Source organism: Schaalia sp. ZJ405 (assembly GCF_011038885.2).
GTDB lineage: Bacteria > Actinomycetota > Actinomycetes > Actinomycetales > Actinomycetaceae > Pauljensenia.
In genome coordinates this window covers 125,225-140,603 of the sequence record NZ_CP064952.1, presented here as the reverse complement: position 1 = coordinate 140,603, position 15,379 = coordinate 125,225, and the positions used below count along the sequence as shown (strand labels likewise).

12 protein-coding genes are annotated in these 15,379 nt (G+C 59.2%); 6 read left to right on the top strand and 6 right to left on the bottom strand.

Annotated elements, in window-relative coordinates; genetic code table 11:
• Window positions 1–136 precede the first annotated feature (136 nt).
• Window positions 137–1,465, top strand: coding sequence for a diacylglycerol/lipid kinase family protein (locus tag G7Y41_RS00570; RefSeq protein WP_165315677.1), 1,329 nt, complete (start codon window positions 137–139; stop codon window positions 1,463–1,465).
• A gap of 561 nt (window positions 1,466–2,026) precedes the next feature.
• A complete protein-coding gene (locus G7Y41_RS10135) occupies window positions 2,027–2,152 on the top strand; it encodes a hypothetical protein (protein WP_269207956.1) in 126 nt (41 codons plus the stop codon).
• Between the two features lie 177 nt (window positions 2,153–2,329).
• Here the strand turns inward: G7Y41_RS10135 and pheA are convergent, their stop codons facing one another.
• The 3 genes from pheA to G7Y41_RS00555 form a co-directional block, all read right to left on the bottom strand.
• Window positions 2,330–3,355, bottom strand: a complete 1,026-nt coding sequence (pheA, locus tag G7Y41_RS00565) for a prephenate dehydratase (RefSeq protein WP_165217069.1) — start codon at window positions 3,353–3,355, stop codon at window positions 2,330–2,332.
• A 139-nt stretch (window positions 3,356–3,494) separates the two neighbouring features.
• Window positions 3,495–5,768: a DUF6541 family protein gene (locus G7Y41_RS00560; RefSeq protein ID WP_331272605.1), complete on the bottom strand. Its 2,274-nt coding sequence runs from the start codon at window positions 5,766–5,768 to the stop codon at window positions 3,495–3,497.
• A complete protein-coding gene (locus tag G7Y41_RS00555; protein WP_165315676.1) occupies window positions 5,734–6,516 on the bottom strand; it encodes a DedA family protein in 783 nt (260 codons plus the stop codon). The genes G7Y41_RS00560 and G7Y41_RS00555 overlap by 35 nt, the downstream gene beginning before the upstream one ends.
• A gap of 69 nt (window positions 6,517–6,585) precedes the next feature.
• Here G7Y41_RS00555 and G7Y41_RS00550 point away from each other — a divergent pair, with 69 nt between their 5' ends.
• Complete coding sequence (locus tag G7Y41_RS00550) at window positions 6,586–9,279, top strand: lysylphosphatidylglycerol synthase transmembrane domain-containing protein (protein ID WP_231367317.1); 2,694 nt, start codon at window positions 6,586–6,588, stop codon at window positions 9,277–9,279.
• Window positions 9,280–9,357: 78 nt separating this feature from the next.
• Window positions 9,358–10,488, top strand: coding sequence for a Gfo/Idh/MocA family protein (locus G7Y41_RS00545; protein ID WP_165217065.1), 1,131 nt, complete (start codon window positions 9,358–9,360; stop codon window positions 10,486–10,488).
• A gap of 62 nt (window positions 10,489–10,550) precedes the next feature.
• On the opposite strand, the gene G7Y41_RS00540 is transcribed toward G7Y41_RS00545, so the two are convergent.
• The 3 genes from G7Y41_RS00540 to G7Y41_RS00530 all read right to left on the bottom strand — a co-directional run bounded on the left by G7Y41_RS00540 (window position 10,551) and on the right by G7Y41_RS00530 (window position 11,995).
• Window positions 10,551–11,309, bottom strand: a complete 759-nt coding sequence (locus G7Y41_RS00540) for a class I SAM-dependent methyltransferase (RefSeq protein WP_196819521.1) — start codon at window positions 11,307–11,309, stop codon at window positions 10,551–10,553.
• 15 nt (window positions 11,310–11,324) lie between these two features.
• Window positions 11,325–11,495 (bottom strand): Sp36 family protein, encoded by a 171-nt coding sequence (sp36, locus tag G7Y41_RS00535; RefSeq protein WP_165217063.1) that lies wholly within the window; start codon window positions 11,493–11,495, stop codon window positions 11,325–11,327.
• A gap of 164 nt (window positions 11,496–11,659) precedes the next feature.
• Entirely contained in the window at window positions 11,660–11,995 is a 336-nt protein-coding gene (locus G7Y41_RS00530) for a WhiB family transcriptional regulator (protein ID WP_165217061.1), read from the bottom strand.
• Window positions 11,996–12,143: 148 nt separating this feature from the next.
• Here G7Y41_RS00530 and G7Y41_RS00525 point away from each other — a divergent pair, with 148 nt between their 5' ends.
• Complete coding sequence (locus G7Y41_RS00525) at window positions 12,144–14,282, top strand: transglycosylase domain-containing protein (RefSeq protein ID WP_165315675.1); 2,139 nt, start codon at window positions 12,144–12,146, stop codon at window positions 14,280–14,282.
• A 10-nt stretch (window positions 14,283–14,292) separates the two neighbouring features.
• The gene (locus G7Y41_RS00520) at window positions 14,293–15,342 is read left to right on the top strand and encodes a metallophosphoesterase (RefSeq protein WP_165315674.1); all 1,050 of its coding nucleotides are present in this window, start codon (window positions 14,293–14,295) and stop codon (window positions 15,340–15,342) included.
• Window positions 15,343–15,379 lie beyond the last annotated feature (37 nt).

Genomic DNA, 15,379 nt, shown 5'->3' with positions numbered 1-15,379 from the left:
TCCACTCATTGATTTCCCGACGTCACCTATAGATTACGAGAAACTCTACCAATATCTGTGGCATCCATCACAGGTTTCGAGGAAGTGATTTCTTCTCTCCATCACCGAGGGCAGCGCACGCACTAGGCTGAGAGACATGCTCTTCACGATGTGTTTCTGGATACTCGTCGTCCTCGTTTTAGTGATCGGCACAGTTTTTCTTTCACGCTTCCTCCATCAACGCGAGGCCGCCCAAGCAGCCCGACGTGCCGCGATGCTCACCCCGCGCATTGCACAGGATCCGCAGCGCGGTCGTCCTCGTCCCTGGATCATCGCCAACCCGTCGAAACACGCCAGCACCGAGGACTACGAACATTTCAAGGAACAGGTCAACGCAACGGCAGCGGAACTGGGAATTCCCCACGTTCATTGGCTCGACACATCGGTTGAGGACCCGGGAACCGGCCAGGCCATTCGCGCACTCAAGCTCGGCGCATCCGTCGTCATTGCCGCTGGCGGCGACGGTACGGTGCGCGCGGTTGCCGCCGGACTCGCTGGATCCGCAGTGCGCATGGGAATCATCCCCGTCGGCACGGGTAATCTCCTCGCGCGCAACCTCGCTCTTCCTATTGACGACGTCCCCGCAGCTGTCCGCGTGGCCCTGGGACCCGACCATCGGATGCTCGATATCGGGTGGGTTCGGGTTGACGAGGTCGAAGACGAGGCCGAGCTCCCACCCGAAGGACGACTCGTCCTCCAGGCCCGCGAGCGCGAAGGCCTCGATAATCAGGGCACCGAAGGTGGCGAAGGAGCGGCATCACAACGCACTCAACCCGAAGATCTCCCCCAACCCGACGAATACTCGTTTGTTGTGATTTCAGGAATTGGTTTCGACGGTGAAACTATGGCGCACACCGATGCTGATCTGAAGAAGAAAGTCGGATGGTTGGCGTACGTCGTGTCGGGAATTTCGTCAATGACATCCGATCAGATGCATGTCCGCCTCACAATGCAGTCACCTCATGAGTCACACCCGGATTGGTATTCGCATCCCGATGTTCTTCCCCCCAACACGGATACGTCCGCTTCTGTTTCGACAATTTCAGGAGACGAGGACGAGGTGACCACGGAACTGACGGCGCGTTCGGTGATGTTCGCCAATTGCGGCGAGCTGCCGTTCATTACTCTGGCTCCCGATGCTCAGCTTGATGATGGACTCATTGACGTCATCGCGGTTGATATTGAGGCGGGCTTGCTTGGGTGGGCGGATCTGTCGCGCAAACTTGTCAGTCAGGGGATGGGGCTCAAAGCAGAAAATGACGGTTTTTCCACTGGAAAAATTGCTTTCCGTCAGGCTCGCTTGGCGTCGGTCAGTGTTGACGAACCACAGGTCGTGCAGGTGGATGGCGATGCGATCGGCACCGCCCGTACAGTGTCTGCGCGTATTCAGGGGCACGCCTTGGACATTGCGGTTCCCGCTCCTTAAGAGATCATCCGTCAAGAGCCAGGTTATAGGAGCTCCCTCCCCCGAGCACGCGATGGATAAAGCGTGGGGTCAGACGACCTTGACGTTTTCTGCTGAGCCCTCGAGCACGCGAGGGGTAACGGACGGACGTCTCACCCACGTCAGCGGGGATGATCCGACTTCACTTTTTCAGCAATCAGTGAGATCCTGAAGCAAAGCTAGAGGGTACCAGCCAGCCCACCTGAGGGAGAAATCCTGGGGCAGGCAAGGGGCCCTCTATCTTCATAGGCGAGGGAAGCCAGCCAGCCCACCATTAAGGGAGAAATCCTGGGCCAGGCCTCGGGTCCCTCGCCTAACTCCTTCAATCAACAATATTGGCCTATTGACCAACCGCACCCAACAGGTTGCGGTTGACCCGCGTAAGCGGGGATGATCGTCAACTGGTGGCGAGGTCTTCCACAGGTCGTCCCTCACCCGTTAACCGGGACAATCCCCGTATCTATAGTGAGGGGATGTTGGGGCGACCGCTCCAACAAAGGAAGCCCCCGGACGGAGCCGGGGGCCAAGGAGGAAGGAGCCAAAATGAGCCTAGACCTCATCAAGGTTCTGCTCTCCATTCCTGCCGCCATCATAGCGCTGGTTGAGCTTGCTGACAAGGTTTCTCGCCTTGTTGAAAAGTTCGGCAAGCACCGTGAGGCTGAGGACTGAGAGCCTCTCTCAGGTCGGGTTTCCGGCCTGAGAGAGGCTCCTCAAAATGTTCGTGGCGGTCATGGCGTCCACAAGGTATGTGAGTATCGGCGACTTTCCCACGCGCGCAAGATCAGCACAGCACGATGGCACCATATTCAGCCGCCGAACGCCTGCTGTGCCCGCAGGACGACGCGGTTATGCCAGCGGCCAGTTAGGAGCGGGCACCGACAGGTCAACGTGTTCACCGTCTCCGCCGTGGAGAAGTTGAGCCACCCAGGCTCGCCCCCTTTGGAAGTCTTCGTCGCGGGTGCCGCGCAACACGTTCGCACGGATCCCGTCAATGCGGGGATATGACCCCATGAACCTAACTTCCGGTGAGTAGCGGTGAAGGCCAACAAGCGCCGCTTGAACTCTTTCCTCCGCGATGTGTCCCACGATGTCAATGCTGAAGGTGTAGTTTCCGAGCCCATCTCCACTGGGCCGTGACTCAATACGCGACAGGTCAACACCTCGGACGGCGAATTGTTCGAGAAGAGTCAGGAGCGCGCCCGACTCATTGACGGGCAGTGCAACCTGGATCGTTGTTTTATCCGCCCCGGTCGGTGGGGGAAGCACGCCAGGTTGGGCAACGAGGACGAAGCGCGTCACCGCCCCCGGGTTGTCAGCAACATCCGTATATAGGGCTTCGAGACCGTAGGTGTCAACGGACACCGAGTTGCACAGAGCGGCATCGAAACTCGTGTTTCCTTGGGAAAGGAGTTCAGCGGCGGCGGCTGTGGATGTCGCTGGAACGTGGATCGCTCCGGGGAAGGTGTTTTCCACCCAGTTTCGGCACTGTGCCCACGCATGCGGATGCGTGCCGATACGCCGAATATCCTCACGACGCATTCCCGGACGTACCGCCAATTGGAAGACCACAGAGACCACCATTTCCGACACGATGACGAGCGGATCCCCGTGGGACAGCGAATCGAGGGTGGCGTTCACGCCTCCTTCGATGGAATTTTCAATGGGAACGACGGCACGATCAGCGTCACCTCGCCTCACAGCTGCGAGCGCCTGGGGTGCTGAGGTCATCGGCACGAGAGTTGACCCTGCGGGGGCAACTTGGTGTACGGCCTGTTCGGTGAAAGTTCCAAAGGGGCCGAGGAACGCGATTTTCATGCGGTCCCCCAGCGGGGGTGGTCCGGGAATGTGAGTGGATGGAGAGCTTTCACGCATGTCTCATAGGGTAAACGAGGGCAAGGCTGCGGCGCTGTAGGCGTCCATCGGCGCACGACACACGACGTAAGGTTCCGGTGTCTCTGCCTCGAATCTCATCGACACACCTCCCCGTCACGCTCCCCATCTGGCAACCCCGCTACTTGTAGATGTGTCCTCCGCCTGCGACGTCTCCGCATGCGGTGATCTTATAGATTTTCGCGCTTCCGCCCTCGTCAAGAAGCTCGAAACCTGTTGACGTATCAACGTTGTATAGGCCCGGGTGTCGAGAGGATCGAAGGAAGTTGTAATACCACCCGTCCTCGTCCTCATAGAAGTGCGTGATCCCCAGTTTCCTCACGACGTCGCACACCTGCGGATTCGTGTGGATTTCGTTGAAATGCTTGGTGAGAAGATCTCTGGTTGCACTGTCGGCAAGCGTCGTGGTCAGCTGGGGGAACACTACCGTGTGCTGACCGATGACCTGCACATAAGCAGCTCCTGCAATCGGATCACCAAGCACCAGAGAATCCGCGGGAATTCGCAGCTGCATCCGGCGAATCATTGACAGTTCAGCCGTCGTTGCCATTCCCGGTTTACCCAGGTGATCGGCGTCGTACACGTAGTTGACAGCCCAGATCCGCGAATCCACGGATCCACCGAAGGACAGGGAGATGAGGAGCATCCCCACGACGACATCCACCTGCCATCGCCTCACCGCACCGTCCCCATGTGAGGGACGGGAGGCATGTTCGGCGCCTCCACCGGACAGGTTGAGACGCTCCAACCCCACGAGCGCTCCGTGCAGCCACCGCGTGCATGCTGCGAATCCGATCGCCATGATCGGCACCATCATCAGACCGTGCGACCCCATGATTCGCCGCGGATCCATGTACCACGGTGCCAAGAGGAACGTGCGCACAGCGGAGTCGGGGGCGTAGGCCAGAAGAGTGAAAAGTGCAAAAATCACGTAGGAAACGATCGGCCATCGCAGGCGCGGGGGCTGCCCAGGAATTCGTTCGGAAGGAGAAAGTCCGGCCTCGTCCTCGTTAATGATGGCCGAGGACGACGCCCGGTGAGGGTGACCCAGCCACCCAGCCACCCGAACGTCAAGACCCAGCATGACCACGATCCCCAGCAGCACAAGCACCGTCTGAATGACGATGAGGATGTCGAAGCTGAAGGTCTGAGCGAAGGGTGGGAAGGGAGTGATGAAACGTGCCAGCGCCGTCGGCCAATCGATGCCCGAACGCGGATAATTCCCCATCGCCCGGACACTGTCGGTCAAGAGCAGGGCGCAGGGGACAATCACAACGAGGAGTGCACCGGCAAGGAATACGCCGGCACGTCCTCGGGAATGGTGCGACCAGGAACGGCGCGCAAGGGACGTCAGCGAGGTGACCGCCGCAGGGCCGAGGACGATCGCAAGAGTGAACGCCGATGACGGGTGAGCCCCGATCGCACCGATGCATCCGATGACGCAGAACAGACCCAGCGGAATCAGATGAACGATCCCGCGTCCACCATCGTGGATGGAGAGGACCAGTCGGCGACCGACGATCAGGCTGAGGGCCGCAATTCCGGGAACAACTGCAAGCCCGGTGGCGTGTGGCCACTGGTTGTACATCGTCAGGGAGTCGGCGGGCATATTGAGCAGCGTGCCCGCGAGGATCGGAGCTGCAAGGATTGCCGCACGTGACGTCGTGATCACCGAAACAAAAGCCGTCACGCCAACAACCCAAACGACCATCACCAGCAGGGATGACACATTCGCTGCTTCAACGACCGTGCGAGAGGTGGCGAAGAGTGAAACGAAAGCATGCCATGCCGTCGGGTAGAAGACCTTTGATCCACCGTAAAGAGGAGCGAGACCACCGAAAGGGGAGGCAGAATGCTGGTCGAGGATCGAGTGGACGCCGTTGAGGTGGAAGGTTGAATCCCACTGTTGAACGGGGTCTCGTGGGTTAGCAACCATGACCATCGGCATGACCGCGAGGAGAATTCCCACTCCGATCGTCACCCATGTCGAAACCCGAACCCGCAGCTGAGCGGCTCCCAGGGGCTTCCTAGGACCGATCGACGCGGTCAGCGTACCAACGGAGGGAATCCTGCCTGAGCCCGAACGTTTGGCAACAACGAGGAGCCACGTCAGGCAGCCCCCGATAAAGATCATCCCGAGAATCGGGAGTACCTTCGTTGCCTCCCAGGGAACGCCGAATCGATCGGAGAGGATCGACAGGATCGTCAGAATTCCCAGAGTGAATGCGGGTGAGACTCCAAAGGCGACGAGCGCGGAACGAACGGAGGTCCGAATCCACGCAAATCCTGGGACGAATAGCGCGATGAGCATCGCGAGGGCGATGGGCCCGAGCGACCACCACTGAAGGAACACGAAACGCTCACTTCTCTTCTTGGCGCGCCGTCGCTTCGTCACCGGTCTCCACGCACGCGGTGTCAGCGATGAGCGAGGCAGAATCTATGATCTCAGGCACTGTGTCTACGCCCGCGGTGTCAACTCCCCCAGCTGTGGCTGCTGCTCTTTTGCGCAGAAGAACCTCAATGATCATCGGCATGACGGACACAACGACGATCGCCATGACAATCAGGGATAGGTGGTCGTGGACGAATTGGATTCCACCGAGCACCGACCCGAGGTAGGTGATTCCTACGCCCCACAACAACGAACCCACGGAGTTGTAGAGGAGGAATTTTCCATAGGGGTAGCGGGCGATTCCCGCGGCCAGTGGAATGAAGGTGCGAACGAAGGGAATGAAACGCCCGATGACCAGCGATCGACCACCGTAGTGGTCGAAGTAATGTTCTGCTTTCTCCAAATACTCAGTTTTCAAGAATCGGGCATTGGGGCTAAAGAATCGCCGCCCATATTGTGCCCCGAGAAAGTAGCCGATCTGGGCGCCGAGGAACGCGGCGATAAAGGTCAGCAGCACGAGCGTGGGCAGATGCAGATGGAGTCTGTCATGCAGCAGTCCTGCGGTAAACAGCAGTGAATCACCGGGGAGAACGGGAAAAAGTACACCGGATTCAACGAAAACGATCGCGAGGGTTCCCCACAGCACCCACGGTCCCATAGCGACAAGTAGAGTCTCGGGGTCCTTGAACCACCCAACGACCGTGTCGATGAGCGTCGGGTCCGTGGCCATAGCGGTCAGTGACCAGTTCATGCACATTCTCCTTAGCGATACCTCCGCCTTAACAGTAGTCGGCGAGCCCGAGTGGTTAGGATTGCCACTATGACGATCCGCGAAGTTCCCGGTGCCGACGAGGCCAACGTGGCCGATGACGCCCCGTTTTCACCGGGTTTCGCCCCCTCCCTGCCCGGGCCCATCATTTTTGCCGACCGCACATCGACGCGCCATCGGCGACGCGAAGACCTCGTTGATATTGTCCTCGCTGCCATCGGCATCTGCGGCGTATGGATCATCGGGGTCTTCGCAAATGCCACGACGCAGGGGGTCACTCAAGACGTTCTTCAATTTCAGTTGATCCGCGAGGTGCTTCTTCTGCCGGTGACTTTCATCGAAGGGCTCGTTGTTCTGGCCGCCCCTATCGGCATCGTCGTCGCTTTGGCGTTGCGCCGCAGACTATCGACGATTATCCGAGCCGTCGGGACGGGACTGACGGCAACCCTTGGCGGATGGGCGTTGGTGTACGGACTATCGTTCCTCCCCCCGGAATTCACCGCACCCCTGCGCATGTCGCAAGTCACTCAGGCAAATGCCCCAGCTGAATCCGTCATCGGCATCAACGTCCTCGTCATCACCCTGTGCGCATTTTTTACCGCTGCCGGAGAAATAGATCACATGCGGACGGTCCGCTGGTCATGGGCGGGATTATGGGTCGTTCTTTTCCTCGGGGTGATGCGCTCAACGATGACTCTTCCCGGGGCCTTTATCTGCGTCTTCATCGGCCGGCTTTTCGGGTGCCTCACCCGATGGATCTACGGCTTCGACGACCGTCGCGCAACGGGCATCGACCTCGTCAATGCGCTGCTGTCCCTGTCGATCATCCCGTCGCGCATCATCCGGACGGACCTTCCCACGGATGAGGACCCCCTCCAGACCTGGCTGATCGACAACGAAATCGTGGGCTCCCCCGCTCCTTCTCCCGTATCCGCCCCCCTCGACGAAGAGGACATCACGGGGGACGAGGACGAGGCCGCCGCATCGCCGCCACAGATCCCCGTGTCCTCTGTGCCGCGTGTCGATGTCCGCAACACCCTCGTTCAGCGTCCCTATGACGCTGGTGACACAGAATTTACGGTGACGCGCAGGCCGCATCCCAATGGGAATCGTCACTATCAGGTGTGGGATTTCCGCGGAGAACTCCTCGACCTCGTCGTTGTAGATCCGGGGCGTGAGTTAACGGGAACTCTGCGAGATGTGTGGAATAACATCCGGTTACGCGGCATTTCTCGCTGGGTGTCCCCCTCCCTTAAAGCACGGGTCGAACGCGCAACTCTGACGTCTCTATCAGCGGGGCGTGCCCATGTCCGAACCCCGGACATGATCGGGGTTGCTCAGGCGGGGGATTCGCTCGTGTCCGTGTCGCGTGCCCTTCCACCAACGACGCGTCTCTACGACCTGTCAGATGAGCAGATCACCGACGCAATGCTTGACGAGGCGTGGCTCCAGCTGAAATCCGCTCATACACATGCGATCGCGCACCGGTATCTCACCGAGGATGCTCTCGTCGTTGATCAGGCGGGGGATGTGTGGCTCATTAACTGGGAGCAGGGCGAGGTGGCAACCACGGACCTGAGTCGGCGCATTGACGTTGCGCAGATGCTCACGCTCCTTGCTGTGGCGTCATCACCGGACCGTGCCCTGGCGTCTGCTCGGAGGTGTTTGGACGGCCATACCCTCGCCTCGGCTGCACCCGTGCTCCAGGCTCCGATTCTTCCGTCGTCGATTAATCAGGAGATCCGTCGCAGTGAATTGCTCACGGAACTGCGGTCTCGCCTCCTTGAGGAACCCGAGGCTTCCAGCGAGGAATTAGCAAAAATTCAACGTTTCCAGCCGCGCACGGTGGTCACCGTGGGGATTCTCTTCCTCGCACTGGTCGTGGTTCTTGGCTCGTTGAACTTCGATGAAATTGTCACGGCCGTGACGGCGGCGAACCCCGTGTGGATGGCGATCTCCTTCGCACTCGCAGCCCTGACGTGGGTGGGCGCGGCGATTGCGTTGCGGGCACTGTCAACCGTGAAACTCCCCTTCGCTGAGGCCTTCACGGCGCAAGTCGCCGCGTCGATTGTGACGATTGTTGCTCCTGCGGGCGTAGGACCAGCCGCGCTCAACATGAGGTATCTGCGTCAGAAGAAGATTCCCACAGCTCTTGCCGTCGCGACGGTCACGATCCAGCAGCTCGCTCAGCTGACCATCACGGTGTCGCTTTTGCTGATCGTCATGGTGGTGTCGGGGGCGTCGCTGTCTGTGTCTCTTCCTTTTGGAATGATTCTCGCGATCGTCGCGGGTATCGGGATCGTTGTCGGTGGAGCACTGCTGGTGCCGAAGATTCGACGGTGGGTGTGGGAGAAAATTGAGCCGACGTGGCAGCAGGTATTTCCTCGACTCCTGTGGATCGGTGGTCAACCCCGCCGAATTCTCGCCGTGGTTGCCGGAAACATCATCATGAATATCGGTTTCATCGGGTCATTCTGGGCGGCGCTCACGGCAATGGGCGGGTCGTTGGATTTTGCGTCCCTGGCGATCACCTATCTCGCGTCGAATTCCCTGGGGTCGGTGATCCCGTCTCCCGGTGGCATTGGCCCTGTCGAAACCGCGTTAACCGCCGGACTTCAAGTTGCGGGGGTCAGTCTGTCGATCGGCCTGCCAACGGCGATCCTCTATCGTCTCGTGACGTTCTATGGACGTATTCCCTTCGGTTGGTTGGCGATGAAGTGGATGGAGAAACGCAATCTGATCTGATGACGAGCTCGCGGCTCGTTGACGTTGACACGTGGCTTCACATCCCAAATGCCGTCGGGTCATGCAAAAATAAAAGGTATGACACAGACGTCGAATTCTCAGCGCCCAGCTGCCCACCCTCGTAACCCTCACGCCGAACTCCTCCCTCTTCCTCCTGAGATTGCTCAGCGAGCCGAAGGTGTTGAACTCCTTGATCCAACGCAGGCACCCGCTGTGCGTTGGGGGATCCTCGGAGCCGGCTGGATCGGTTCTGTCTTCGCTCACGATGTTGCCGCCTACTCGTCGGGAATCATGGAAGGCGTGGCCGCGCGTGACCCGAAACGCGCTGAAGAATTCGCTGAGAAGTTCGGCGTCAACCGTGCATTTGAGTCCTACGAGGCTCTGCTTGCCGACCCCGACATTGACGTCGTCTATATCGCCGCCATCCACCCCGAGCACGAAAAACTCGCGATCCAGGCCCTTGAGGCTGGAAAGCCGATCCTCGTGGAAAAGTGCTTCACGATGGACGCAGCGGGGGCACGCCGCGTCGTCGAGCTTGCCCGATCGAAGGGCTTGTTCTGCATGGAGGCCATGTGGACCCGGCATCTGCCGCATCAGAAGGTTCTCACACAGATTCTCCGCAACGGATCGCTTGGTGCAATCTCCACGGTCTTTGCCGACCACGGTCAGGACCTGTGGAATGTTCAGCGCATGTGGGATCCGCAGCTCGGCGGCGGCGCACTGCTTGATCTGGGGGTCTACTCGGTGTCTTTTGTTCAGCAGGTACTCCCCGATTGCGAGGTCGTTGGTTCGGCTGGGAAACTCACCGAGCTCGGCGTGGATGTTGAAAACGCTGTGCTCTTACGCACCGAGGATGCAACGGCAACGGCCACGTCGAATTTCAATGGACGCTCAGCAACTTTCGGTCAGGTCGTGTGCGAGAAGGGCACGCTTGAGATGCCCGAGCAGTTCTATCGACCCACGTCGCTTCGACTGCGCGTCTTTTCCGATCCGGAGCGCGACAACGGTGTCATCACTGAGTGGGATGGGACTGTTCCCGGCGGCTTCCAGTACCAGGCTGCCGAGGTTGCACGCTGTCTTGCTGCGGGATTGACGGAATCTGCGACGATGCCTCTCGATGACACGATCCGTGTCATGGAATTGCTCGACACTGTGCGCGAGCAGCTCGGCGTCGTCTACCCCTGGGAGAAAGAGGGGCCGCGCTCCTAGGCTCCTCGCTCCCGTTGTGCGCGACTGGGAGAAGCCGCAGCCACCGGCCTTTTCCCTCTCCTCTACCGAAGTGCCGCCGTCCACACAAGCGTCGAATAGGGGATTGTCACGGGTTGCTCGGCCTCGTATCTCAGGTGCGTGTACAGGTACCACCTGAGGTTGTCCTGCATCCGTTTGCGTCCAGATTCGCACTGACGCAAGTAGGACGACCGGGTGGTTCCCAGTTCCAGGATCTGCTCCGGTGTCATCGAGTCTTCCCAGGGGACGAGGACGGACCTGGGTTCCTCAAAACGAGCTCCAAATGATGGAGGCCGATCGATTCGGTGAACGTCGCCGGACCTCATGATGCGTGTCAGGCGATGAACCCAGGGGATCGAAACGTCCATCTGGTTCCACACGGCACTGAGGATTCCCCGGGGCCGGAGGATTCGCGCCGCTTCGGCCGCCGCTAAGTCCGCGTCAACCCAGTGCCACGACTGCGCGAAGACCACCAGATCGATGCGTGCACTGTCAATCCCCGTGTGTTCGGCGCTTCCCTCCACGAGGATTCCGTGCGCAGACAGATCCGGGTGTAGTCGATGAAACTCCGACCGCATCGCCGCCGACGGTTCAACGGCGACAACTGTAAGCCCACGTTCGGCGAGGAGCCGCGTCATCTTGCCCGTTCCCGCACCGATATCGGCAACGGTACGCACCGGTTCTCCGCGCGTTTGTGCACACCTGTTGAGAAGATGTGTCACCGCCTGCGGTGGATACGCCGGACGTACCGTCGCGTAGCTCGGTGCGGGGATGGTGAACGGGTTCTCCCGATGTTCACGCAATGATGCGTCGACCTCTCAGGCGTTATCGGTGTCCACCGGACGTTTGAGGTAGGCAACGAGGCTGTCGCCGCCCGTCGGTCCGGGAATGACCTGGACAAGTTCCCAGCCGTCAGCACCCCACTGATCGAGGATCTGCTTCGTTGCGTGCGTGAGCAACGGAATCGTTGTGTACTCCCATTTCGTCATGGGTCCATCCTAAGAGCATTGAGCATCATGACGCGCTGGGATATCGACAACAGGTTGCCCTCGGCTTCGCCCTCGCCAATGAGGAGGAATGGGGAAACAGGGGGTCAGCCGCGCAGGTGTGGGAGCTTCCCGGTGCTGACTGCCGCCTCGTCCTCGTGCCCGGGTCAGCCGCGCACGTGCGAGAGGACTTTGGGGACCTTCGGAGCACGGATTTCAACGGCGAGGGGATCCGTTGACGTTGCTAACCACTGGCCCCAATCGGTGACGTCCGTGTAATGGCGAAGCATCGCACGGCGTTCGCGCTCGGTCAGTCCCCCCCAGACGCCGAAGTTTGCCTCAGATTCGAGGGCGTCGGCAAGGCACTCTAGGCGCACTTCACACTGGAGGCACCGCAACCTCACCTGTCTCTGAGTGGCACCTTGAACAAAAAGTGCATCGGGCTCATAACCCGCGCATAGTGCTTTCGCCACCCAACTTTGGTCTTCAACGACACTGGTCATCTGAGATACTCCGTTTTCCGCTCGTCAGCGAGCCACACATGTGACCATACACACAGTCGGCGCGAAGAACAAACTCGCTTGTGTGACGACTTATCGTTTTCAGCGGTCTCTCAGGTCAAAATATGACAAATACACGTATTCTTAACCCATGTCTCAGTCCCGAACGCGCCTCATTCGGCCTGCTCAGCTCATTGGCTTGCTGCTCGCATTCCTCAGCGTCTCCAGCCTCATGGGCGTTCTCGGAGCCGGTCTCTTTGCCCCGCTCACCGGATCGGCAGCGATCACCGTTAAGGCCATGCCGTCGGTGTTTAACGAACTTCCCCATGAAATTAATGTCACCGATCCGGCAGAAGAATCGCTCATGCTCGACGCGACGGGCGCTGTCATCGCGCGCTTCTACGACAAGCAACGGATCGTCGTTCCCTCGGCAAATATCTCCGACAGCATGAAGAACGCGATCATCGCCATCGAGGACAAGCGTTTCAAGGAACACCGCGGCGTTGACCCCCAGGGTATCCTCCGCGCGTTAGTGAACAATCTGGGTGACTCTGGAACCCAGGGGGCGTCGACCATCACTCAGCAATTCGTTCGTAACTCCCTCCAAGAACGCGGATATCTTGAAGGGGATGCCGAACAGGTGGCCGCCGCGACTGAGCAGACAACTCAGCGAAAACTTCGTGAAATCAAGTACGCCCTGGCTATCGAACAGAAGATGTCCAAAGATGACATTCTCACGGGATACCTGAACATTGCACCATTTGGACCCATTACCTACGGAGTTGAAGCAGCGGCACAACGATACTTCTCAAAGCACGCCTCCGACCTGACCTACATTGAGTCTGCGCTCCTCGCCGGCCTCGTTCAGTCACCCGTCGAATACGATCCGCTGACGTATCCCGAAGCCGCACAGGAACGACGTAACACCGTTCTCGAGGTCATGCGTGACCAGGAGTACATCACGCAGGAAGAATACGACGCGGGCATCGCAGTCCCCGTTGCCGACATGTTGAAACCCACTCGGACCCCCGAAGGATGCTCAGGAGCGGACTCGAAACTCGCGTACTTCTGCGACTACGTTGTTGGGCAGTTCCTCAACGACAAGGCTTTTGGCGAGAACGAGGCAGAGCGCGAACACCTGCTCAAAACCGGCGGAATCACCATTCGCACCACCCTTGACCCGGCCAAACAGGACGCCGCCTACTCCGCTTTGACGTCAACGATCCCCGTTGACGACGAATCGGACCTCGACGACGCCCTCGTATCACTGGATCCAAAAACCGGGAACATCGTCGCTATGGCTCAGAACACGACCTACGGCGTTGAAGCCGGGCAGACGATGTCAAACTACGGAGCCAAAGGCAAGTTCCAAGTTGGATCAACTTTTAAGGTCTTCACCCTTATTCAATGGTTGAAAGAAGGCCATTCGGTGTACGACCCCGTTGGCTCTCCCAACCGCCACTATCACGCACACGCCTTCTCATGCGATGGGCAGCCAATCACCACGACGCCTTTCGATGTCAACGATCTGCCAGGGAAAGATGGCGTCATGAATTCGATCCGTGCAACGGGACTTTCCGTCAACCAGGCTTTCGTCAACATGGCGTCGCGGGTGGACTTCTGCCAGATTTTCCAAACTGCTTATGACTTCGGTATCGACGAAAACGGGAAAGTTCCCAACGCCTACCCTGCGGCGGTTATCGGTACAGTCACCGCTTCCCCGCTGCAACTGGCTAACGCCTTCGGCGCGATGGCAAACGATGGGAACCTGTGTAAGCCCCAGTCGATGACAACCGTCGTTGACCGGGATGAAACCACGCTCAAGGAATACCAGCCCGACTGTCATCAAGTTCTTGCTACTGATGTGGCCCACAAAGTATCCACTGTTCTTTCGCGGTCAACAGCGCAGTACTACACCAATGTGAGGATTGCGGATGGACGCCCCTACGCCGCGAAGTCTGGAACCACAGATAACAACTCAAACACGTGGTTCGCCGGCTACACGCCCTCGCTCGCAACCGCCGCCTGGGTTGGGCACGCAAACGCGTCAACAACACCGGCACGCAATGTCGTGATCAACGGCCGTTACTATTCCGAACTCTTCGGCCAGACATTCATCGGACCAAATATCTGGTCACCGTATATGTCTGCCGCATTGAGCGGAACTCCCATCGAAAACCTTGAGCTTGCGAACCTCGGTTCCCCGCCGCCTCCGGTCTCACGGGATTCAGAGAAAGAGAAGCAAGACGAGGACGAAGCCGAAGAAGAGACCGACACTGACGATAGGTAAGCTGTCGACGATGAATAACACGCGTACGCTCCCGCTGGGTCTTGAAGACCTCGCTCGCAGGCCATCACTTGCCCCGCGAGGACTCGTTGCCGTAGGCCGCGCCCTCGGGATCGCAGCGGCAACGACGGCGGCAGCCGGAGCAGCAACTCTTGCGTGGGGGTCGATTGAACGGCGCTTCCCGACGATTCGTCGGTTCACAGTTCCGGTTCGGCCCGAGGCCCTGTCGTCCCCGATCCGGATTCTTCATCTGTCTGACCTCCACATGTATCCGGGACAGGATTTCATCGTCTCCTTCCTTGAGCGTGTGGCTCGGGATGAAATCTTCGATTTCGTTGTGTCCACGGGCGATAATTTTGGTTCCGTTGACGGGCTCGACCTCGTCCTCGACGCACACCGCCCCTTCCTGGAATATCCGGGAGCGTTTGTTCTTGGGTCGAATGACTACTACTCCCCCGAACACAAGGGGTGGGCTGAATACCTCAAACCCCGTGAGGTCGGACGTCACCGCGACCGTCTCAATCCCGATCTTCCGTGGACCGAGGTTGCGCGCACTTTAAGGGATTCCGGGTGGGCTGACTTGTCGAATCGAGCGGATTCGGTGTCGCTCACTCCGCGTCGTGCGCAACGCGGTTCCGGCGCGCGTTCCCACGAGGTGACGCTGAGCCTCATCGGTACGGATGACGCGCACATCCAACGTGAACGCATCGTCACGGTCGACACGTCGTGGGATGACCCTCACTCTGTGCGTCTCGGGATCACCCATTCCCCGTATCTGCGTGTCATCGACCCCTTCACCCGAATGGGGTCGGACCTCATCCTTGCCGGCCACACTCACGGCGGTCAGATCGGTATTCCGTGGTTTGGGGCTCTTGTCACCAACTGTGATCTCCCGAGAACTCATGCCAAAGGTTTGACGCGATGGGATTCGGGGGGAAGATCATCGTGGCTCCATGTATCGGCTGGCCTCGGCACCTCGCCATTCGCACCGATCCGCGTTGCCACGCGACCCGAAGTGTCACTCCTGACTCTTATTCCCCGACGCCAGGGCATGTCAGTCTGAACGTGTCGCTGGAGCTGCGCTGAATTCGAGTCGCCCG